This is a genomic window from Streptomyces sp. NPDC111744 (assembly GCF_055634995.1).
The window spans coordinates 12,503-32,333 of sequence record NZ_JBVKCG010000044.1 but is presented as its reverse complement, the minus strand read 5'-3'; the positions used below and the strand labels follow the sequence as shown (position 1 = coordinate 32,333).

At 69.8% G+C, this 19,831-nt stretch carries 19 protein-coding genes and 1 pseudogene; 10 read left to right on the top strand and 10 right to left on the bottom strand.

What is annotated here, in order from left to right:
* Nucleotides 1-623: 623 nt before the first annotated feature.
* The 5 genes and pseudogenes from ACZ7OO_RS42445 to ACZ7OO_RS42425 form a co-directional block, all read right to left on the bottom strand.
* Nucleotides 624-929, bottom strand: a pseudogene (locus ACZ7OO_RS42445) (transposase); the annotation flags it as partial.
* Nucleotides 930-1,055: 126 nt separating this feature from the next.
* Nucleotides 1,056-1,415 carry a hypothetical protein gene (locus tag ACZ7OO_RS42440; protein WP_471512747.1) on the bottom strand — a complete coding sequence of 120 codons (360 nt, stop codon included), beginning with the start codon at nucleotides 1,413-1,415 and terminating at the stop codon, nucleotides 1,056-1,058.
* Nucleotides 1,416-1,587: 172 nt separating this feature from the next.
* Nucleotides 1,588-2,109 (bottom strand): hypothetical protein, encoded by a 522-nt coding sequence (locus tag ACZ7OO_RS42435; protein WP_471512746.1) that lies wholly within the window; start codon nucleotides 2,107-2,109, stop codon nucleotides 1,588-1,590.
* A gap of 83 nt (nucleotides 2,110-2,192) precedes the next feature.
* Nucleotides 2,193-2,537, bottom strand: coding sequence for a hypothetical protein (locus tag ACZ7OO_RS42430; RefSeq protein ID WP_471512745.1), 345 nt, complete (start codon nucleotides 2,535-2,537; stop codon nucleotides 2,193-2,195).
* Nucleotides 2,538-2,776: 239 nt separating this feature from the next.
* A complete protein-coding gene (locus ACZ7OO_RS42425; RefSeq protein ID WP_471512744.1) occupies nucleotides 2,777-3,175 on the bottom strand; it encodes a hypothetical protein in 399 nt (132 codons plus the stop codon).
* 327 nt (nucleotides 3,176-3,502) lie between these two features.
* Here ACZ7OO_RS42425 and ACZ7OO_RS42420 point away from each other — a divergent pair, with 327 nt between their 5' ends.
* The 6 genes from ACZ7OO_RS42420 (at nucleotide 3,503) to ACZ7OO_RS42395 (ending at nucleotide 9,605) form a co-directional block, all read left to right on the top strand.
* Complete coding sequence (locus tag ACZ7OO_RS42420) at nucleotides 3,503-5,044, top strand: helix-turn-helix domain-containing protein (RefSeq protein ID WP_471512743.1); 1,542 nt, start codon at nucleotides 3,503-3,505, stop codon at nucleotides 5,042-5,044.
* Nucleotides 5,045-5,113: 69 nt separating this feature from the next.
* On the top strand, nucleotides 5,114-5,323 hold the full coding sequence (locus ACZ7OO_RS42415; protein ID WP_471512742.1) for a hypothetical protein: 210 nt from the start codon (nucleotides 5,114-5,116) through the stop codon (nucleotides 5,321-5,323).
* Between the two features lie 35 nt (nucleotides 5,324-5,358).
* Nucleotides 5,359-7,482: a zinc finger domain-containing protein gene (locus tag ACZ7OO_RS42410; RefSeq protein ID WP_471512741.1), complete on the top strand. Its 2,124-nt coding sequence runs from the start codon at nucleotides 5,359-5,361 to the stop codon at nucleotides 7,480-7,482.
* A 150-nt stretch (nucleotides 7,483-7,632) separates the two neighbouring features.
* Nucleotides 7,633-7,857 carry a LexA family protein gene (locus ACZ7OO_RS42405; RefSeq protein WP_471512740.1) on the top strand — a complete coding sequence of 75 codons (225 nt, stop codon included), beginning with the start codon at nucleotides 7,633-7,635 and terminating at the stop codon, nucleotides 7,855-7,857.
* Nucleotides 7,857-8,057 (top strand): hypothetical protein, encoded by a 201-nt coding sequence (locus tag ACZ7OO_RS42400; protein WP_471512739.1) that lies wholly within the window; start codon nucleotides 7,857-7,859, stop codon nucleotides 8,055-8,057. The genes ACZ7OO_RS42405 and ACZ7OO_RS42400 overlap by 1 nt, the downstream gene beginning before the upstream one ends.
* Nucleotides 8,058-8,915: 858 nt before the next feature.
* Entirely contained in the window at nucleotides 8,916-9,605 is a 690-nt protein-coding gene (locus ACZ7OO_RS42395; protein WP_471512738.1) for a restriction endonuclease, read from the top strand.
* Between the two features lie 92 nt (nucleotides 9,606-9,697).
* On the opposite strand, the gene ACZ7OO_RS42390 is transcribed toward ACZ7OO_RS42395, so the two are convergent.
* From ACZ7OO_RS42390 to ACZ7OO_RS42380, 3 genes are all read right to left on the bottom strand, one after another.
* The gene (locus tag ACZ7OO_RS42390; protein WP_471512737.1) at nucleotides 9,698-9,943 is read right to left on the bottom strand and encodes a type II toxin-antitoxin system RelE family toxin; all 246 of its coding nucleotides are present in this window, start codon (nucleotides 9,941-9,943) and stop codon (nucleotides 9,698-9,700) included.
* Nucleotides 9,940-10,200, bottom strand: a complete 261-nt coding sequence (locus tag ACZ7OO_RS42385) for a type II toxin-antitoxin system Phd/YefM family antitoxin (protein ID WP_054231238.1) — start codon at nucleotides 10,198-10,200, stop codon at nucleotides 9,940-9,942. Before ACZ7OO_RS42385 ends, ACZ7OO_RS42390 begins: the two co-directional genes overlap by 4 nt.
* Before the next feature lie 79 nt (nucleotides 10,201-10,279).
* Nucleotides 10,280-12,970, bottom strand: coding sequence for an ATP/GTP-binding protein (locus ACZ7OO_RS42380; RefSeq protein ID WP_471512736.1), 2,691 nt, complete (start codon nucleotides 12,968-12,970; stop codon nucleotides 10,280-10,282).
* 115 nt (nucleotides 12,971-13,085) lie between these two features.
* Between ACZ7OO_RS42380 and ACZ7OO_RS42375 the strand changes: the two genes are divergently transcribed.
* Nucleotides 13,086-13,373, top strand: a complete 288-nt coding sequence (locus tag ACZ7OO_RS42375) for a hypothetical protein (RefSeq protein ID WP_471512735.1) — start codon at nucleotides 13,086-13,088, stop codon at nucleotides 13,371-13,373.
* On the opposite strand, the gene ACZ7OO_RS42370 is transcribed toward ACZ7OO_RS42375, so the two are convergent.
* Nucleotides 13,360-15,156, bottom strand: a complete 1,797-nt coding sequence (locus ACZ7OO_RS42370; protein ID WP_471512734.1) for a zeta toxin family protein — start codon at nucleotides 15,154-15,156, stop codon at nucleotides 13,360-13,362. The two genes, ACZ7OO_RS42375 and ACZ7OO_RS42370, sit on opposite strands and share 14 nt — an antisense overlap.
* 161 nt (nucleotides 15,157-15,317) lie before the next feature.
* Here ACZ7OO_RS42370 and tap point away from each other — a divergent pair, with 161 nt between their 5' ends.
* Nucleotides 15,318-17,561 (top strand): telomere-associated protein Tap, encoded by a 2,244-nt coding sequence (tap, locus tag ACZ7OO_RS42365; RefSeq protein ID WP_471512733.1) that lies wholly within the window; start codon nucleotides 15,318-15,320, stop codon nucleotides 17,559-17,561.
* A gap of 12 nt (nucleotides 17,562-17,573) precedes the next feature.
* Nucleotides 17,574-18,131: a telomere-protecting terminal protein Tpg gene (gene tpg / locus ACZ7OO_RS42360; protein ID WP_471512732.1), complete on the top strand. Its 558-nt coding sequence runs from the start codon at nucleotides 17,574-17,576 to the stop codon at nucleotides 18,129-18,131.
* An 86-nt stretch (nucleotides 18,132-18,217) separates the two neighbouring features.
* On the opposite strand, the gene ACZ7OO_RS42355 is transcribed toward tpg, so the two are convergent.
* Complete coding sequence (locus ACZ7OO_RS42355) at nucleotides 18,218-18,370, bottom strand: hypothetical protein (protein ID WP_355982265.1); 153 nt, start codon at nucleotides 18,368-18,370, stop codon at nucleotides 18,218-18,220.
* 499 nt (nucleotides 18,371-18,869) lie between these two features.
* Between ACZ7OO_RS42355 and ACZ7OO_RS42350 the strand changes: the two genes are divergently transcribed.
* Nucleotides 18,870-19,487, top strand: coding sequence for an NADPH-dependent FMN reductase (locus tag ACZ7OO_RS42350; protein WP_471512731.1), 618 nt, complete (start codon nucleotides 18,870-18,872; stop codon nucleotides 19,485-19,487).
* The last annotated feature ends 344 nt before the right edge of the window (nucleotides 19,488-19,831 follow it).

Here is a 19,831-nt window from a genome sequence, read left to right as displayed (position 1 = left end):
AAAGACAGTCGTAGAACTGGACACGAAAGTGGGACAGGATGCCCAGTGCGGCGTCAGCGGACTGTTCAGGGGCGAGACTCTTCACCAGCGGCCGTTCCTTCACGCGACGTTGCTCGACACCTCGAAGCGTGAATAACGGCCGCCCTGTTGTCCCGGGAACGAACCAAGATCAGCGGGTCAGGTGAACCGCCGAGGTTAAACGTCAAGCTGAGTGCCTGTTTCTGAACCCCCGGCGCGCGTGGGCTCGGTAGCCTGGTAGCCGGCTGGCCGAGGGCGAAGGTGGTGACCACCACCTTCAGATCGATCAAGCTGCCGGGCTTCGCGGGCCCCTGGATGGCGCTGCTGATGAGCAGTGCCTTGGCGCGTACGCCGCATCTGCTGCTTCCGTCACGTGAGCCCCACCCGTTTCCGTTCGGGGAACGGTCACGGTGACCGTTCGCCGAACGCATGCACAAAGCTCTCATTCCGGACTGGCGGCCGTTGACGTGCAGCTACCGGGTTCAGAAACAGGCACTCAGCACCGCCGCGACGCAGAAGAGACCCGGGTCGCGGCCCTGCGCCGGGCGCGGAAGGACCGCGCTGCCCGGGTTCCGGTGATCGCGCAGTTGGTACAGGCCGACGAGGAACCCCGGATCGGTGAGCTCCAGCCCGAGGGCGTACTTGACGTCGATCCGGGCCCGGACAGCCTCCGCAGCCTGCCGGTCTGTCAGCCCCTCGACGAACTGCAACACGAGCACCAGCGCAAGCCGGCCCGGTGACCAGGCAGGCCTGCCCCGCAATGGGAACAGGTCCGCGAACACCGAGTCGGTGAACAGCGGCCCCAGCTCGTCCCGCATCCGGATCGGGAGACTCCCCTTCGGGAAAGCCGCCCTGGCCACCCGCACTGTCTCCGCCGGAATCTCCCCAGATTCCTTCGGCTGCATCGACATCCACACCCACCCCACCTACGACAACGTCGGTCTTCAAGACCACAACCAGGTCTTGAAGACCGACGTCACGCAGGACCCCGAATAAACCAACAGCATCCCATCGCGGGCACCGGGGCCTGTTTCAACTCAGTTGTTTGTGAAGGTGATCTTCACGAAGTGCGCCCCGCCAAGGGACATGCAGTCCCCGCCGAAGTTCCAGGGGCTTCCCGTGATGTCCGTCAGGTATCCCTTGTAGGTACCCGGGCAGATGTCACGGGCGTCCTGGATGTCCATCCAGCCTTGGTTGGAGCTTCGATTGCCGTCCCAGACGTAGCAGTAGTGTCCGTTGCCGCTGCCGTAGTTAATCCTGACGACGTCCGACAGGTTGCACGTGGAGTTCACGACCGTGGCGCTGGCCGGGGTCGCAGCGACAAGGCCAGCGGTGGTGAGGCTGGCCGCGATGGCTCCGGCTGCCAGGGTGCGCTTGGCCTTTCCGAGCCTGAGCATGGTGTTCTCCCTCAGCGTGTGGCGGCCCCCATTGGAGCCGTTGGACGTTTCCCGTCTTCGTCCGCGTATCAGCTTGCCGGTTCGCGGCTAGGCGTTGGAATGGCGTTGCCTGGACGTTCCCTTGGCGCTTCGTTGCTTGGGCTAGTGGTGCCTGACGGCGCGGTTCGTTTAATCAGCTGCAGGAGGCGTTTTCAGGAGCCTCGACAGAAGTCCCGTTGGCGTAGAGCCAATCCGTTCCCCTGGCGGTGCCGTCCCAGTTGGACGCGCTTGAGCACCCGTTGGGGGTCGAAGTGAGCTTCGCGTACGCCCACCACTGGTCCGGTTTCGCGTTGTGAATCTCGAAGCCGGGCGACCGGACGTCCTTGTCCGCCGTGCTGTCGTTGACGGAAGGGAATACGGGGCCGAAGTAATGAGAACCCGTGCCCACCTCCACCCAGGTCCCCGGGAATCGCCTCTGGAAGTCGCCCGACCACTGGAAATGGGCGCGCGCGTTGACCACGCCTCCGCCGCAGACCTGATACTGCTGCTCGACCTGGCCGGCGTAGTACCCGAATCCATACAGGTTGCCCGGGGAGCCGACGTCGTTCCACGCCGCGCCGCAGTCGGCCATTGGGCGGACGTCGGCGTTGGCTGCAGGCATGGCGATGCCGATGCTGCAGAGTGCTGCCGCAGTTGCGGTGATGGCTATGTTCATTCGGGTCCACATGAATCCCCCTGTCATACTCTGACGCTTCGATGGTTCGCCGCGATCGGCGGGGTTGTGCTCGCTTATTTCACTCAACCGCTGAAGGTTTCACATACGACTTGAATGTCATCGATCCCCGCGCACAGCGTTGACGGTATGAACAGGCGAGTTCCGAACCCTCTCCAACTGCCTGCAGGAATATTAAAGCCCTGGGTGCCGATAGTGTAGCCATGAGTGTCACGAATCCACAGGGCCTCGGTCTGCGCATAAGAGTATCCGTTGAGCGCATTTACTGACACATAGTTATTCGTCCAGTCGTACGAAATGCATTCGGTCCAGCTGTGATAGTTATTGCAGCGCTGTTGGACGTCGTCGGCGTGTGCTGACGGTGAGACCAGCATGGTGCTGGCGCCGATCACAGCCAGGGTGCCCGCCACGGCCGAGAACCGTCGCCACCGGCGGGCTCCCGACTTTCCGCCTGCACGATGCTGGGGGCTGTTCCCGTCAAGGGCGTTCGCGGGCCTGGAAAACCCCCGAACGAGCGACGGTACTGCAAAGACGGTGGCGACTCGAGCCAGTGACTTGTTCCGCATAGCTACTCCTCGACCGTGTGACAGTGGACAAGCCGAACTCAGTGACGGCTACCAAGGCAGCCGGGCGGGAGGGTGTGGGGCCATCAGGACACGGAAGCTCGGGGGGTCTCGCCGCCGTAGTAGTACGTAGGGCTGGTGAAGTACGACACGCCGTAGTACGTGCCGGGGCGCACGCTGACCGGGTTGGACCACACGGTCCCGCTCGGACCCCAGACCACCTGGCAGTTCCGGCTGCCGGGGACGACGTTCTGGCTGGCGTCCACGACCTCCGCGCAGAGCGTGATGGAGGTGTTGTTGCTGCCCCAGGTGTCCGCGACGGAGTGCAGCGTGCTGCCGCCGTCCCCTTGGATGCAGGTGTGGACCGTCAAGCCGTCGGCCGGCACGTCAGGTGTACGGCACAGGAAGTATCCCGGCGGCGGGTACGTCGTCGCGGAGGCCGGCACAGCCATCGCCACACTGGCGACCGCGGCGAGCACGGTCACCCCGGACACAACGAACGTACGGAATGTCCTCACAGGACCCTCTCTTCGCTTCTGAGGTGATATGACAGATCATCTGCTTCGCCTGCGGCAAGTGATGTTCCGCCCGCACGGCACGTCGTTTCGACAGCTCCGGCTGCATGTTCCCCCGCCGTCCCCTGCCCGATGCCCTGCGGACCAGAACCTATGACGGCTGCGGGCTACACGCAGGACCTGTTTGCACATTGAAGCGGTCCCTCCGGTGCCGATCTGCACAGCGAGCCTTGTTGTGACCCTGCCAGCGCCTGCCTACTCTGCGAGCGGACCGACTTGAGAGTCTCCGGGGGCGACATGCACGGTGATCTGCGTGTGGACACGGCGGCGGCCGGCCGGGTTCGACGGGCCGACGACGTGCTGGACATGCAGCGTGCCGCGCGCAGGGGCGGCACCGGGCCGGTGCTTCGCTGGCTGGAGGGACGTACCGGCGCCACCGCGTTTCTGATGAACTCCGCGGGTACTGCGACCTACCCGGCCCGCGCCCTCCTCGGCGACGCCGAGCGTGGTCTCGCGCTGCGCGGTGCGCGGGAGTTGGCTGAGCGGAGGCTGGGGTCCGTTGCCATCGACGAGGACGGACTCACCTGCATCGTCCTTCCCCTCGACGGATCGCGGGGCGCCGACGCGCCCCTTCTCGCTGCCGTGGTGCCCCGGCCGGCACCACCTGAACTGCCGCTCCTGCTTGCGGATGCCTCATCCGTGCTGAGTCTGAGCTGGCTGGCGGAACACACTCGGCGCCGGCAGCATCGGCTGAGGATCGCCGAAGCCGGGACGCGCGAAGCAGTCATGCACTTGCTGATGAACGGCCATACGTCCACCGCACGCCAGATAGCAGGGGCGCTGCGCCCGCCTCTGCCCGCGATGGTACGGGTGTACGTCATCGAGGGCCCGCCGAACGTTCGCGGCCAACTGGCCAGGAAACTGGGCGATATGACGAAGGACGCGTGGATCGTGCCGTGCCCGGTCTACGTCGACCACCTCTTCATGCTCGCGCCCGCTGACGACCCGGCACCGGACTGGCCCCCCGAACTGGCGGCGGTCTGCTGGATCGGAGAGAGCAACGCCGTGCCCCTGCGGGAAACCGCCACCGGCTACGCGCAGGCCTTCCACGCTCTCGCCGCCGCACGCGGCCGCCCGGAACGGCAGGCCTCGTTCGCAGCCAGTCCCGACCTGGCGCTGACCATCGGGCCCGCTGCGTCGGCCTGGGCCAAGGCCTTCCTCTCACCGATCCGCACCCACCGCGCCAGACGGGCCCAGGACCCCGACAGCGCGGAACTACTGGCCACCGCCGCGTCCTGGCTCAGCTTCCACTCCCGTGCGACGGCCCACCTGAATATTCACCGCAACACCCTGAGCGCGCGCCTGACATGCATCCAGGAGCTGCTCGGCCTGGACCTTCATCGGCTCGCCGACCAAGCCGCACTGGCACTCGCTCTGCGCAGCGTCACCGAACAAATCCCGTCCCCGCCGGAGAGCGACGCCGCACAGGCGGCAAAGACGTTGCCCATCCTGGACGAGCTCCTGTCACTGCCCCGCGTCGCGGTGTGGGCCCAACAGCAGTTCCGTCCCGTCACCGCGCCCGATGTCCCAGCATGTATCGCAGAAACCCTCACCACCTGGCTGCGCCTCGACGCCCGCATCGGCCCCACGGCGGCCGCGCTGTCCATCTCGACATCCGCCGTACGCAAGCGCCTGACACGTGGCGAAGCCCTGCTCACCCGCTCGCTCCTACGGTCCCCCAGCGCCATCCATGACCAGTGGCTCGCACTACGCGCCCTCGACCTGGCCGAGCAGACCGAAGCGCAGGGCCACTTTGCCGGTCTCGCCGGGAGAGCATGACCCCTGCCTGCGCCGCCGCGCCTGGCGGACCCGGACATCGCCGCGGCGGTGGAGCGGCAGAACCGTGCGATGCCCGAACTCAGCCGCCGGGCGTTCCCCGAGACCGAGACCATGCCCCACGATGCGCCGGCCTCGATCGAGGTGACCCGCGCCCAGCGCCGCCGCCAGGCCGCGGTCACCGAAGCCGCCGCCCTGCGCCGGGCCCGGGCCGAGCGCGCTGCCCGTGAGGGGGAGGTCGCGGACGGCGTGAGTCGAGCCGAGAGGCGATCTGGTTGGTGAACTCCGCTGGTGACACGATGTGTTGGCAGGATGGGATGGGGGAGTTTGTGCGCACGGACAGGCGACGGATCCAGGCGGCGGTGCTCGGCGGGGCGGACTCGGATGAGCCGTTGATGCTGCCGATGGAAGCGATCGAGCTGGATGCATTCCGCCGCGCTCATGAGGACGACACCTTCTGGTGCGGGACTCTGCTCGGCGGCTGCGGCGGCCAGCTGACCACGAAGCTGTACACGGACCGGGCCTGTCATTTCGCACATCACCCGGATCCGGACGGGCTGCCGCATGTGTGCGGGCGCCGCTCCCGCGGCGTGGACAGCGCAGACCACCTCTATGTGCGGTCGGCGGCCTCGGCCTGGCTCGCCAGCCGCGGGGAGCAGGCCACGTTCGAGTACACCCGCATGGAAGGCGCACCGATCGGGTCCGTCGTGGATGTGCGCTGGCGGCATGGCGCTCTGCGGGTGCATCTGGACCAGGCGGTGGCACCGGTGTGGGACGACGATGTGGAGCCGGTCCTTGGGATGATGGTGCCGGTCGACCGCGACACAATGATCCGCCGCTGGTACGTGCATCGGATCCGCCTGGACAGCGTGGGCACCGCGCGCCACGTGCAGATCGGGACTGAGGCGTTCGCCAGGCCGATCGAATGGTTCGCTCTGGACCAGTGCGAGATGACGGAGCGCGGGTTGTCGACGCCGGCGGTTGAGAAGATCGTTCAGGCCCGCAGTGCGCCGCTTCCATCGCTGTGGTCGCCCGGCAAGGCGAGGAAGGTGCCGGAGCCGGAGGCGCGCGCCCAGGCCCTGCTGCGCCGACTGGTGTATGCGCGGCGGATCGAGTCCGTGCCCGTGGTGAAGCAGGTGTGCGGGGACATCGAGGATCTGACCGGTGTGGACGGGGAGCTCCAGGAGCAGCTCGAGGCTGCCGTTCGCCACGCGAGGGTCTGGCTGGTCGAGCAGAACGAGGAGCGCCGCAAGCTGTTCGACAACCTGAAGAAGGCGGTCGCTGAGCACAAGCCTGGGAGAGTGCGCAGACTTCTGATTCGCGTCAACGCGACGGCATCTGAGGATCGCACGGACGCCGAATCCGCCGTCTACGAGCGGGCGATCACGTACTTCGACAGCCTGGACGACCTCACGCGGGATGCGGTCGACGCGGAAGCTGACACGGAGAAGGAAGCACACAAGGCTGCGGCTCGCGTCCGCAGCGCCCTCCAACGCCTTCGCGGGTACGACGCGTACACGCCCGACCTGCGCCCTCAGGTTGAGGAGCTCCTGCGGTCCGCGGCCTCGGCCGGGGAACTGCTGACCCGTGGTGAAGCGCGGCGCGTGGAGGTCTGGAAGAAACGGGCGGCACTGGGGCCGCGGGAACAGCTGCGCGTAGCGCGGCGGTATTGGATTCAGCAGAGCTGTCCGCGCTGCAACGCGCAGCAGGGCAAGGGCTGTGTGCTGGTCGAGGGACCCAGCAGCGGGAAACCGCGCAAGGACGGCCACAACGAGCGGCTGCAGCTGATCCTGGACGAGCGGAAAACCGAAAAGATGGCCCGGCAACAGAAGAAGGCTCGGCAAGAGGTCGAGGCTCCTGCCGAGCCGATGCGGCCGGACCCGGAGACGCGCGAGCGTGAAGCCAACCCCAACCGTCCGCTCCAGCAGCGGTGGCCGAAGGTCGACGGGGAGGGGCAGGCGAAGGAGGCGGGCAGGAAGACTGCCGCCCGGCTGCACCACCAGGTGCCACGCGGCGACTGGTACCGAATGACGTGCCCGCGATGCCACGCCGGACCGGGCAAGCTGTGCGACAACGACGATCGCGTCGGCCCCAGCGAGAAGCGACAGCTTCCCCACGACGAACGCCTGCGCCGCGTCATGCAGAGCGACGACCGCATTGGCCCTGGCGAGAAGCAGAAGGTCGCCCGCAAAGAACGCCAGCAGCAGGCCGTCGACGTCGTGCCCCCGCCGCCGGCCCGGGCCGAACCCCGGCCTCCCCGGCCGCGGAGGAGAGAGAGGGAAACGCAGGAAACCGCGACCGCAGCGGCGCGGACCTGGCATGCGAGAGAGGTCACTTGCCCAAAGTGCCAGGCCGGCCCGAACTCCCCGTGCGTGCCCCACGGTCCGCACCAGGAGCGGGTGGAGTGGGCGAAGGATTTCACCCGCAAACTGTGGGGCTGAGGCACCCGCCACTGCGTCGCCGGCGCTGTGCCGTTTCCAGTGGAAACGGGTGAGCCAGGTCTCCAGGGTGCGGAGTCTGGGCAGGCCGGGCGACAGATCGTGCACGCGTCCAGCTTGCACCATAATTCGAACACACGCTCTAATCGAGTCATGGCCAGACACCGCGTCGACTACCTCACCGACACCCAGGAGCGCATCCTCCGCTATATCCGCGAGGCCATCACCGACCGTGGCGAGGCGCCGACCGTGCAGGAGATCGGGGAGCGGATCGGCATGCGCAGCCGCGCCTCCGTGCACTACCAGCTGGGGGAGCTGGAGTCGAAGAACGCGATCGTCCGGGAGCCGGGCCGCCGCCGCGGGATCAGGCTGGCGTGATGGGCGACGAGCGGTATCACCTCACCCTGTACACCGGCACCCGGCCGGTGATGCAAGGCTGGTGGGGCAGCTGGGACACGGCGGACGGCATGTTCACGCTGTGGATCGGTAAGCACGGCAACGTCGAAGCGGCCCGCATCGTCCTCGTCGACGAGGAGAAGCGGCGGGTTCTCGCGTCCTGGCCTGACACGGACGAGTGATGACCACCTGGACGCCGCGGCCTCGGAGAGCGCGGCGTGTTCGGTGGGGTCGATGGACAGGCCCCACCTGGTCTGCGGTAGCCCTGGGCGGGCGGCCGCCAGGTGCTGGGTCCTGGTCGGCCTTGCTGGCCGCTCGCGCCGCGCTCCTGGGACAGAGCTGCTGGGCTCCCGCGCCGCAATGACGGAGGGGCCTGCTGGGTGGCTGGCCGGTGGGTCCCTCGACTGCCGACCGGTGAAGTCCAGCGCGCCCCCGGCCCGGGGACCAACAGAGGGCGCAGACCGCGAACTCCATGTCAGCGTCGGGGAGTTCGGCTGATTCGATGCGCTGCGTCGGGGAGAGTGCCTGGTGGCCACTGTCCGGCAGCGGTGCGCTGGACCGGCTTGCGGCCGGATCGCATCGCTTTTGACGGTCAACTCGTGACGGATTGTCAGCGCCGGGTGATGTCCTCGTTCCAGCAGGCCAGTGTGGTGATGGGGAGGGAGCAGCAGGTATGCCGTGGGTGGAGGAGCATGAGCGCGGTGGCACAAAGGTGCGCCGGTACTTCCGGTGGGCGCCTGGAGCGCGGCGGGATCTGTCGATCCTGGTTCTGCTGGGGATCGCGGTCGCGGGTTATGGCGGGACGACCGGCGCATCCGGCGGCGGGAGTTCGGGGCCGGCGCCCAGGCCGCGGTCGACGGTCACCTACCCGGTGCACTTCGAGGGCTGGGACGACCCTAGGCCCGCGCCGCGGCCGACGGTCTCGTACCCGATCCGGTTCGACCGGTGAGCACGGCGGCAGTCCCGGGGCGAGGCCCTCTTGCTGGGGCCGATCAGGGCTTTCACACTGCGTTTCACGGGTGAGGAGAGTAGGGGGAGCGATGGCATCACGACGACGGCGCCGACGCTTGAAGAAGCGGACGCGCAGGCAGCTGCAGGGCTGGGGCGCCGTGGCTGCGGCGGCCTCTGCGATCTGGGTGGCCGGGAACTGGGCGGCGGTGTGGCCCGTCCTTGTGACGGTGCTCGCCACGACCGTGGTGGGCGGGGCCGGCTGGGGACTGTGGCGAGCCCACCACCGTGCGGTCGGCCAGGACCGGCAGTGGCGCGAGCAGGAGGAGGCGAAGGCGCGGGAACTGTCGATGACCGAGGTCGACGCGCTGTCCTGGCAGGACTTCGAGCACTACGTCGCCGAGCTGTGCCGGCGGGACGGCTGCACACAGGTCGTCGTCAGCGGCAAGAGCGGCGACCTGGGCGCCGACGTCGTCGGCTACCTCCCCGACGGCCGCAAACTGGTTGCTCAATGCAAGAAGTACGCGCCGCACCGCAGCGTGTCCTCGCAGGACATGCAGAAGTTCGTCGGCACCGCACGCCTCGAACACGGCGCGGACGTCGCCCTGTTCGTCACCACCTGCCGCACGTTCACGAAGGCCGCGCTCGGCCTGGCGGTGCGTCAGGACATTGTGGCCGTGCACCGTGACTTGCTGGGATCGTGGGTCAAGGGGGCCCGTCTGGAGACGCTGATCCCGCTGAACGGGCGCGGAGACGGCACGATGCGGCGCTCGCCCGCCTGAGTTGGCACGCGCCTTTTCCTCACCAGCACCCCACAACACCGAAGGGGTGGCCTCACGCAGGAGGCCACCCCTTCGGCATGTCATGTCGTCGTTCAGCGCACGCGTCCCAGGTGGATCACGCTGACGCGGATCTGCTGGTCGTTGATCTCGTACATCACGCGGTAGGCGGCGACGTGGATGCGCAGCAGTTCGGCGCTGCCGAACGCGCCGTCGGGTCGGGGGTTGTCGGCGAGGTGGTCGACGGCGGTGAACACCTGCCGTACCCCGTCGGGGTCGTCCTTGGCGAACCGCTCCGCCTGGGCGAGGGCCTCGGGTTCCCAGATGACCTCGTAGCTCACGCCTCAGCTCCGCCGAACACGCGGCGGTACGCCTCGTCGTGGGAGACGCCGGCGTTCTCGCCGCGGGCCTGGCGGGCGCGGTAGGCGGCCAGCGCGCGCAGTTCCTGCAGTTCCAGGGCGTCGGCGGGGCTGACCAGTATGGCGACGGTCTGCCCGTGGTCGGTGATGGCGACCGGTTCACGGGTGGCGCTGACCTCGCGCGCGATGGCGCCCAGGCGGGCGCGGGCTTCCACGATCGAGTAGGTCGTCTCCGTCATGCACACCACCTTACAGAAGTGTGCATGTTGGGCTTGCGTTCTGCGGCATGGTCCAGCGCCCACGCGGGCGGGTGCGGCACTACTCAGTGGTGTCGAGGTGGGTTCGGCGGTCCTGGACGAGCTGGTGCCATCGGGTACGGACTTCCTCGGGGCCGTCGAGCCAGACCGTGGTGGAGGGCTCGGGGAGGGGGATGCCGGCCATGCAGTGCGCGATGTCCCGGTAGTAGCTGTAGTCACCGGTCTCGGTGAGGGCGTGGAGCCGGGCGATGGCGGCCTGGGCGTTGTCCTGCTCGCCCTGGACGGCGTGGTGGAAGACGAGGGCGAGTTCGAGGACGGCTTGTGCGGCGGTGATTCCGGCCTCGTGAATCGCCGTGCGCAGCGCGCGGGCCGGTTCGGGGCCGGTGAGGGTTCCGGCGTCGCGGACGATGCTGGCGGTCTGGGCGGTGAGGGAGGTGGCGCGCTGATCGAGTCCGGCCAGGAGCTGCCTCGCGAGGGTGATCTCGTCATCGGCCCGGGCGGGATCGGTGAAGGCGATGACGAGCGCGAGGTTGGCCTGGGCGATGGCTTGCTCGCCGAGGTTGCCGTGCTCTTCGGCTTCGGTGCGGGCCGCGGTGAAGTGGGTGGCTGCCTGGGCCATGTCGCCGTGGGCGAAGTGGATGTCGCCGAGGACTCGTCGGCCGCGGCCGGGCCAGCCGAGGTTACGGGCCGCGGCGGCAGCGGTAGGGAAGTCGCCGGCGGCGCGGGCGAGGTGGGCGAGTCCTCGGGCGGCGTCGGGGGCGAGGCGGCCGCCGCGGCTCGCGACCTGGCGCATGCCGTCGCGGGAGGCGTCGTTGTGTCCGAGGTCGCGGTGGGCCTTGGCCCGGTAGTAGGTGGCCATGTCGGCGAGTTCGTCGGGCAGCAGGCCGGTGTTGAGGACGTCGGTGAGCCGGGAGACGGTCGTGGCGCGGTGTTCGTGCTGGCGGCGGGCCAGGGCAGAGAGGAGTTCGGTCAGGGCGTCCGCGGCGGTGGTCAGTTCGTCGTCGCCGCTGTCCCGCGCGGGGAGGGGGAGGGGTTCCCATACGTAGTCGTCGGTGTAGGACCAGGCGGCGTCGGTGAGCCAGCCCAGCTCGAGCCGGTGGGCGCGGGCGAGGGCGAGGCCCTGGCGGAGGCAGCCGGTCAGCAGGCGCCGGTCAGGCCCGCTGCTGGCCTGCCACTGTGCACCGAGGGCGGCCAGCGCGCGGCCGGCGGCCTGGTGCCAGTCCGTGTCGGTCCAGCGGTCGTCGGTGGCGTCGTCGGCGGTGCGCAGGGTGGAGCGGATGAGGGCGTGCAGGTGGTAGGGCCACAGAGCGAAGGCGTCGTGCCGGACGAAGGGCCGCTCCACGAGCCGGGCGGCCGCAGACAGGTGGGACAGTCCCGCGGCGGCGGTGGCCAGGGGGAGATCGAAGGCATCCAGCAGGCTGACGGCGCGCAGGAGGTGGCGTTCGTCGGGGGTGAGGTCGGCGAGTGTGCGAGTGAGCAGCGCGGGGAAGTCGGCGTCGAAGTCCGCGGCCGTGGGGACGCGGCCGGTGCGGCTCAGTTCGAGGTAGCGGAGCACGGCGAGATCGAGATAGAGGGGCAGGCCGTGGGAGCGTTCGGCGATGACGGCGCGCAGGCCGGCGTCGATGAGGGGCCGGTTGTTGCGGACCAGGCGGCGGGCGAGGTAGTCGGCGCAGTCCTCCGCGCTGAAGTCGCCGATCAGGACCTGCCGCGACGCCGGGGTCGGCGCGGCGATCGAGCTGCCGGTGGGGCGGGGACCGGGGACGGTCTGCCCGGCCAGGCCCGGCCAGGCGGCGGGACCGGCGTGGTCGAGCTGGCCCTCCACCGCCGGGTCGGCCCACTGCAGACGGCTGCGGCCGGTGACGATGAAGAACGCATTGGGCATCAGCCACACCAGACGCTGCAGCAGACGTTCGAGGTCGCGGTGGGTCCGGGTACCGGTGTCCTCGAACGTGTCGAGCAGCACCACGGGCACGACCGCCCGGTCGGCGGGGAGCTGGGCGAGCTCCCAGGCGAGCAGGTGCGGGTAGTAGGAGAGCGCGTCGATGTCGGGATCGGCGTCCAGGAGGTCGGCCAGGCGTGCGCAGCGGGCCAGGGCCCGTACCGCCTGGCGCCGTTCGCGCAGGGCAGTGGTCAGTGCGCCGGTGAGCTGGCCGATCGCCGTGCCGACGGTGCCGGGCAGCAACAGGGCCTGGGCGACGTCACCGAGCGCGGACTGCATCTGCTGCGGCAATGCACGGCCGAAGCGGGCGGCCAGGCCGCCGCGGCTGAGGTAGTCCTCCAGCGGCTCGCCAGGGTGCTGATGTTCCCAGTAGCGGCGCAGGGCGATGTCGAAGGCGGGCAGCGCCTTGCCGATGCGGGCGGCCAGGGCAAGGCGGAGGGTGAGGATGACCCGCTCGAAGTCGGTGCCGGCCGCGCGGGCGAGGTCGATCCGGACCGGGAGCAGCGCCGGGCGGGCGGGCCAGGCGGCCTCGCCCCACCGGGCGGGCCGTTCCTCCGTGCCGGTGAGCGCCGATTCCAGCGTGCGCGACAGCGTCGACTTTCCGATGCCGCCGACCCCGTGGAAGGCGAGGATGTTGGTGCGCGGCGCCTCCAGGTCCTCGACATCGAAACCGGGGGCCGTGATGCGGGCCAGGTGCTCGCCGAGCGCGGCCTGGACGATCTGCCACTGGCCCTGGCGGTTGGTGAACGCCTCACCGACCTCCAGCTGCCGGTCGTTGGTGCTGAACAGCGCCCGCAGATCCCGTCCTGCCACGGCTCCCCCTGGTGATCGTCTTGCGGCTCAACCTATGCCCGCCGAACCTGTGATGACGGCTCCTCACAGAGAATTGGCTGGTCAACTACGTCAGAACGACCAAGGTGGTATCGCCGTGTCCAGCACTGTCAACCCTGAAGAACCCTCCCAGCAGCCGCTGCACCAGGCCGGTGGAGATGCCGGGCAGGCCGAGCGCGCGGTGAAGGAGGTGATCCGCTGGTACAACGCCCGCCTCACCGAGGCCCGCGACAGCGGCCTGGACTCAGATGCGGTCGACGGGCTGCGGGCAGCCCGGGACCAGGCCCTGGACGACCTGGACCGGCTGGAGGACGCCAACGAGGACGAGACGGTGCAGATCGCCCTGGCCTACGCCGCCCGGCTCAAGGAGCTCAACGCCGGCTGACCCAGTCGGCTACGGGCAGCGGCAGGCGGGCGGGGTGCGGCTGGTGTTCCACCGGCCGTGCCTGCCACGGGGCGGGCATCAGAGGCTGCGCCTGGGCCGTGATGCCGGTGATCTCCTTCCGAAGCCGGGGCAGCACCTGGTGCAGTGCCCGCTGGACAGAGTGGAAGCGGACCGCCTCCCCATGGGTGTAGGGACGGTGCCGGGCAGCGGTCAGGGCCCAGGCTGCTGCCCGGTCCCGGTCCAGCGCCCGGTGGTCACCGTCGATCACCCGCACCGCGCTGATGTGAGCGTCGGTGGCCGCGGCCGCCACGACGTCAGCGACAACCCGGCAGGCCCGCGCGTGCACGGCCGGAGCGGGGAACGCGGTGACCACGTCCAGCTCCAGAGCGCGGGCGTGGTCGACGAGGGTGCGCTGCCGGCTGTCGGCGGCCCGGGCGGCCAGGGCCACCACCTCGATCCGATAGCCGGCGCGGGCGAACCGCGCCGTACTGAGGGCAAAGTCGGCGGCGCTGGTGAAGTCGGCTTCGATGAGCAGGTCGCCGCGCCGTTCGCGGACGTATGCCTCGGCTTCGGCCTGCCAGTCCTCGGCATCGGGCCTGACCAGCTCGTCGGCTGCCCGGGGCATGTTGTTGACGAGCTGGAAGTGGTCCGGGTGTGTGCCGCGCAGCAGATCGGGGTCCAGCACGACGGTGCCTGGCCGCATCGCCCGGCGCAGCATCCGCCTCGCCTCCAGCTGTCGTGCGCCCGGCTCGCCCACCAGGTAGACCACGGCCGGGTCCGGGCGCGCAGTGGCCCGGCGCAGGACCCGGTCCAGGTAGGCGGGGGCGATCAACTCGTCGAAGGCCCAGCGGTGCTCGATCGCGCTGAGCCGGTGGTAGCCGGTGCCGGGCGGTCCGGGCAGCGGGTGGGCGATCCGGCGGAACGACTCGGCTGCGGCCGCGGCTCGTTCGGCGTCGCGGGAGACCGCAAGGCGCCGGTCGGCGGGCAGCCGCTCGTCATGGACCAGCACCTCCGCGCGCACCAGTTCACGCCGGAAGACGCGCGACTGGGGTGCGTCCCAGGGACGTCGCCGCTCGGCGCGAACCGTGGCGGCCGCGGCCGTCGGCCGCGACCAGGTCCCGTCCGCGGTGAGCTCGTTGTCGTACAGCGGCTCCAGGCCCCGGCGGACCACCGACACCCGGTCCACCAGGTGCTCCGCCTCCACCACGTACAGGGTGTCGAGCAGGCCGGTCGCGCCGCCGTCCTGGTTGTCCCAGCCGACATACCGGCCACCGCCGTCCCCATCGGGGACGAAGAACCGTTCCAGGACGCTGAGCTGGCAGACCGCGTCAGCGACGGCGAGTACCACCAGTTCGACCCGGTAGCCCGCTGCCCGGTACGCCGCCGACGCGGCCCGGATCTCCTGCGGGTCGGACAGGGCCGTCTCCACCACCATGTCCAGCCGCGACAGCCGGGCATGCGCCTCGATCTCCGCCTGCCACCGCCGTGTATCCGGCCGCACCCGTAACCCGGCGGTCCGCACGTCCTGCCGCAGATACGTCTCGTACTGGCGGTGCGCCTGCTTGTAGAGATCACTCCCGATCCGGACAGCGCCACCGCGCCGCGCGAGGACGGCTTGCAACAGGTCGGCCAGCGTGGTCTTCCCGCTCCCCGGCGGACCAGCGACGAGCAGGACGACCGGCCCCTCCTGGGCAACGGCGCCCGCGGTCCAGGCCGGTAAGCCCTCGGCGAGGACCTCCTGATGCTCTGCCTCGCTCAACTGCGCCGCGACGGGGGGAGTCACCGAATCCTCCAACAGGTCTTCTTCGCGGGTGGGTTGTTCGGCCCAAGCGATCTAGATGTGTCTGAGTGGGCGCGATCAACCTAACATCATGAGCGATTGAAGCGCGAATCGATGTGCGATCCAACGCGTGATTAATGTAGGGTGTCTTGTGGAGGTGCACTGTGCCCACTGAGAACGAGCTGTTCAGCGCTGTTGATGCGCTGCTGGACCAGGTCGCCCAGAACGACCTGCCGCCGCACGCTGAGCGCAAACGGCTGCGCGAAGCAGCCGGGCTGACCCAGACGCAGATCGCGACCGCCCTGGAGACCCGCCGGGAAGCAGTGGGGAACTGGGAATCCGGCAAGACTGAGCCGCGGCCGCCGCAGCGCGCCGCCTACGCCCGACTGCTCGAAAATCTTGCCGCGCGCTTCCCCGCCCCAGACGCCGGGGCAGCCCCGGGACCCGCGGTGCCGGAGACGTTCACCGGCATGCCCCTCCCGCCTCCGGAAGCGCGGACTCTGTCCACAGGCGAGGCGCCCGAGGCTGCGGCCATGACGACCGAACAGAACTCCCAGCCCCGCCCCGCCACCGCTCCGGCCGCCGCATCGCGACCGGCCACCACCAGGCCGTCGTCCACGTCGCGGCGCCCGGCCGCGAGGAAGGCCGCCCCGGCGAACACCCCGGCCGGAGCCGACCCGCGCTTCGCCAACGGTCCGATCGCGGTCGTCGACGTCGAGGCCGACGGCCAGGTCCTCGCGTACTGCACCGGCGGCCTGGTCCTGGACGTGCCCGCCAAGTCCATCCCGGCCCTGGTGGACTGGACCCTGAAGGAGGCCAAGCTCGGTCAGCCGAAGCTGTCCGGTCCGGGCAAGGACGCCGACCCGCTGCTCGTGTTCACCAAGGCCGCGCTGGAGCGCTACGGTCTGCCCGTCGCCCTCACCGACGAAGAGCGCCTCGCTGGGCGGATCCCGGAGGGCCACAAGGTCATCAAGCAACTGGTCCGCGCGGAGTGGAAGCTGACCAAGCGCGGGTTCGGGCCGTGGGCGCGGATCTACCGCCCCGCCACCGGTTCGGAGCGGGCCTGCGTGCAGCTGTGTATCCCGTCCTGGAACGCGCTGGACACCCGGCACTGGGGCGAGGCCGGGCAGCTCCCGCCGGCGGAACTCGCCCGTGTGCTGGGCGTGTACGCGGCCCGGGTGATGACCCCGCGCGGCTCCACCGCCGTCACCGGCCTGGAGCTGATGACCGCGCTGCACCCGCCAACCCACGCCTCCGAACCGGACGCCGACGGCAAGCGGCACTCCGAGCACAACCCCGGCTCGCTGGGCAAGGACCCGGTGGACTGCGCGCCGTGCGAGGCCCCCGACGGGCACCCGCTCCTCAAGGAGCTGCCGCGCTTCCACGTGCGCGGCCCGGCGGAGAAGCTGTTCGAGGAGGCGTACGACTGGGCGCGGCCGATGACGGATGCCGAGTGCACCCTGCGGCACCTGGTCGGCATCGACGTGAACATGGCCTTCGCGGCCGGAGCTAACGGCCTGGCCGTCGGCCTCGGTGCGCCGACACATGTCAAGGCGCCGGTGTTCGACCCGAAGCTGCCCGGCTCGTGGCTGGTGGACCTCTCGCACGTGGACCTGTCGAGGGTGAAGGTCGGCAAGGACAAGTGGGCGGACCTGGACGCGAGTCTGCTGCCCAGCCCGTTCACGCCGAAAGGGGAGCGCCCTGAGGGTCCGGCTTGGTACGCGACGCCGACCGTGGCGTACGCGGTGGAGCTCGGTTACGACGTCACGCCGATCGAGGCGTACGTCCGCTACGAGAACGGCCGCTACCTGGACGGCTGGTATAACCGGCTGCGCGACGCGTACCTCGCCACGATGGCCGACCTCGGTGTCGACGCCGACCTGAAGCCGGCCGACTTCCTCGCCGCGATGGACGGCTACCGCGGCCGTGACCCGGAGCTGGCGATCGTCGTCTCAGCGGTCAAAGCGACAGTGAAGGGCGGTCTGGGCAAGCTGCGCGAGCGGCCCCGGGGCGAGGGCTGGCGTCCGGGCGAGCCGTGGCGGGCGCTGTCCCGGCCAACGTGGCGGCCGGACATCCGCGCGGCGGTCATCTCCCGCACCCGGATCAACCTGCACCGCAAGATCGTCAAGCATGCGTCGTTCACCGGGCAGTACCCGATCGCGGTCCTGTCCGACTGCGTCGTCTACGCGGCCAACGGTGAGAGCCCGCTGGACTTCCTGCCCTACAAGGACGGCAAGCCGCTGCCCGGCGGCTTCAAGCTCGGCATCAACCCCGGCCTGGTCAAGCACGAGGGCACCCAGGAAGTCCTGTGGGGCGAAGAGGTCCGCGAGCGGTTCAACGCACCGCAGCTCAACCTCGCCCGGTACATCAAGGACGGCACCGTCACCGACGTCGACAACGGAGAGTAGGAGAAGGCGACGATGAGCCTGTTCGGGGACGGCCTGGACGCCGCGGTGCAAAAAGCGTTCACCCGCCCGGCCCCCAAGAATGCGGGCCCGCAGATGCGGTACCTGGTCAAGCAGTTGGGCGGCACCAAGCCGGTCGCCCAGATGCTGCGGATCTCCCAGCGCACTGTCGAGCGGTACGTGAAGGACCAGATCAAGAAGCCCCGCCCGGACCTCGCCGCGCGCCTGGAGCGCGAGGTGAAGAAGCGGTGGCAGCCGCAGATCCGGGCCAAGGCCCGCGAGAAGGCGGCGACCACCGGCGGCATCGTCGTCGACACACGCGCCCGCCTCGGCTACACCGCACCGATTGGGTCGACGGACCAGGACCGCATCCGCCACCTGACCGTCGCCCTGCCGCCCCGCTACGCCGCCCGCCTCTTCGACGCCCAAGAGGCCGGCGCCACCGACCAGCAGCTCCAGCAGATCGCCGCCGAAGCGCTCAAGGAGGTGTACTTCCAGGACGGCGGCCGCCGCGCCGGAAGCCTGGAAGAGGTCCGGTTCACGGACATTGAGCACCTCGAGTTCGACCTGTAGCAGCCGCACTCAGAACAGCTCGCGAGCCCCGGACCGATGTGGTCTGGGGCTCGCTCGCGTGTTCGCGAGGGTGGGATGGTCGCCGGCTATCTGCCCATCAGCTCGTTGAGCAGGGCGACAACAACGACGCCGACGCCGATCGCCGCTCCGAGCGCCGGGTTTTGGAGAGCGACGACGACGGTTAACGCGCCCACCAGTAGCAGTACCACCATGCGCACGCTGATCTGGTCGTTGTTCACGAAGCCCGCCTCTTCCAGTTCGTGCAGGAGATGGGTTGACGGGCTTGTGCGGCTATGCCTGCGGGCGTGCCTGCGCCGTCTTGACTCGACGGCAGGACGCGGGCCAGCCGCCGGCGGCGAAGTCGAACCCGGCGACTCCGTCGTCGACCACCCAGGGTTCCTCCGCTTCCGGGGCTCGCACCCGTACGGCGGTGCTGAGCCGCGGGTGGTCGCCGTCGCGGCCGTCACGGGCCCCGCTCCCCAGGCAGGGACGCGTGCGCCGGTCACGGCGGTGTACCGGGCAGACCGGGATGGTCGCCGGCGGCTTCTTCCTGCGGGCTGTCGCCGCCGGGTGTCACACGCCACGGCATGCGCTGCTCCCGGCTTCCCGTGACAGGTTCCCGGTCTGCCCGCAGGACGCGGTAACGGATCGGGACCGCGCCGGGAACCCGCTGCGTCACTCTCAAGTCATCGGAAGGCGGCCCCGAAGGGGAACCGCCCGAACGACAGGGAGACCGGGGTGACCAGGATCGTACTGATGTCCGGCAGTCTGCGGCGCGACTCGGTGAACAGCACCGCCGTCGCCACGATCCGCCGACTGCTGGCCCGGCGGGACGCGCAGGCGCACACGCCCGTACTGGATCTGCGGATCCTGCCGTACTACGACCAGGACCTCGACGTGGCGGACGGGCCTCCGGCGGTGGCCGAGGCGCGTCGGCTGCTCGCATCCGCGGACGCCCTCGTGATCAGCACTCCTTCCTACAACGGAGGTGCTCCCGGCGTCCTGAAGAACGCTCTCGACTGGCTGTCCCGCCCTTGGGGCGACAGCGCCCTGACCGGATTGCCGACGGCGCTGCTGAGCGCCTCCCCGGGTCCCCGAGGTGCCGCGGACGCCCAGCCGGGACTGCGGGTGAACCTTGAGCGCTCCGGTGCGGTCCTCGTCGCCCATCCGCCGCTCGCGCTCGGTGACGCGGTAACTCTGCCACGCACGGAACAAGGGTTCACCGACCCGTCGGTCGTCGGCCTGCTGGAGGAGCTGACCGACGCCGTCTGGGCGGCCCGGCGCAGCGCGTCCGTCGCGGACGTGACCCGCCCGGCGGCCGATGCAGGCGAGCTGTGCCCCGCGGCCGTTGCCTGAGACCGGCCGACCGCGGCCCGGCGGCGGCCCGGATCCGCAGTGCCCCCCACAGACTTGCCCCGCGCCTGGTGCCCACAAGGTACACGCCGGTGGCAGAAAGCCCGTCCGGACCGCGGACGGCGCATCGGTCCGGCACCACGCGACGTGGAGCCCGAATCCCTGAAAGGGGGTGCCCCTCATGACGAAGCTGGTTCGCCGCGTGACCCGCGCCGCCATCTAAGGTGCCCGGTCAGTCCCCCTGCCACGAGGTAAGAATGCGAAGGAGGTGCAGTCCCATGACGAAGCTCGTCCGCCGCGTGACCCGCGCCGCCATCTGATGCGTCCTCACCCTGTAGTGCAGTGAG

What these genes read in the sequence shown, in the direction of transcription:
- ACZ7OO_RS42420 (WP_471512743.1), top strand. Translation starts at nt 3,503, where the DNA reads ATGCACGGTGATCTGCGTGTGGACACGGCGGCGGCCGGCCGGGTTCGA.
- ACZ7OO_RS42435 (WP_471512746.1), bottom strand. Translation starts at nt 2,109, where the DNA reads ATGAACATAGCCATCACCGCAACTGCGGCAGCACTCTGCAGCATCGGC.
- ACZ7OO_RS42410 (WP_471512741.1), top strand. Translation starts at nt 5,359, where the DNA reads ATGGGGGAGTTTGTGCGCACGGACAGGCGACGGATCCAGGCGGCGGTG.
- ACZ7OO_RS42385 (WP_054231238.1), bottom strand. Translation starts at nt 10,200, where the DNA reads ATGACGGAGACGACCTACTCGATCGTGGAAGCCCGCGCCCGCCTGGGC.
- ACZ7OO_RS42405 (WP_471512740.1), top strand. Translation starts at nt 7,633, where the DNA reads ATGGCCAGACACCGCGTCGACTACCTCACCGACACCCAGGAGCGCATC.
- tpg (WP_471512732.1), top strand. Translation starts at nt 17,574, where the DNA reads ATGAGCCTGTTCGGGGACGGCCTGGACGCCGCGGTGCAAAAAGCGTTC.
- ACZ7OO_RS42395 (WP_471512738.1), top strand. Translation starts at nt 8,916, where the DNA reads ATGGCATCACGACGACGGCGCCGACGCTTGAAGAAGCGGACGCGCAGG.
- ACZ7OO_RS42440 (WP_471512747.1), bottom strand. Translation starts at nt 1,415, where the DNA reads ATGCTCAGGCTCGGAAAGGCCAAGCGCACCCTGGCAGCCGGAGCCATC.
- ACZ7OO_RS42415 (WP_471512742.1), top strand. Translation starts at nt 5,114, where the DNA reads ATGCCCGAACTCAGCCGCCGGGCGTTCCCCGAGACCGAGACCATGCCC.
- ACZ7OO_RS42400 (WP_471512739.1), top strand. Translation starts at nt 7,857, where the DNA reads ATGGGCGACGAGCGGTATCACCTCACCCTGTACACCGGCACCCGGCCG.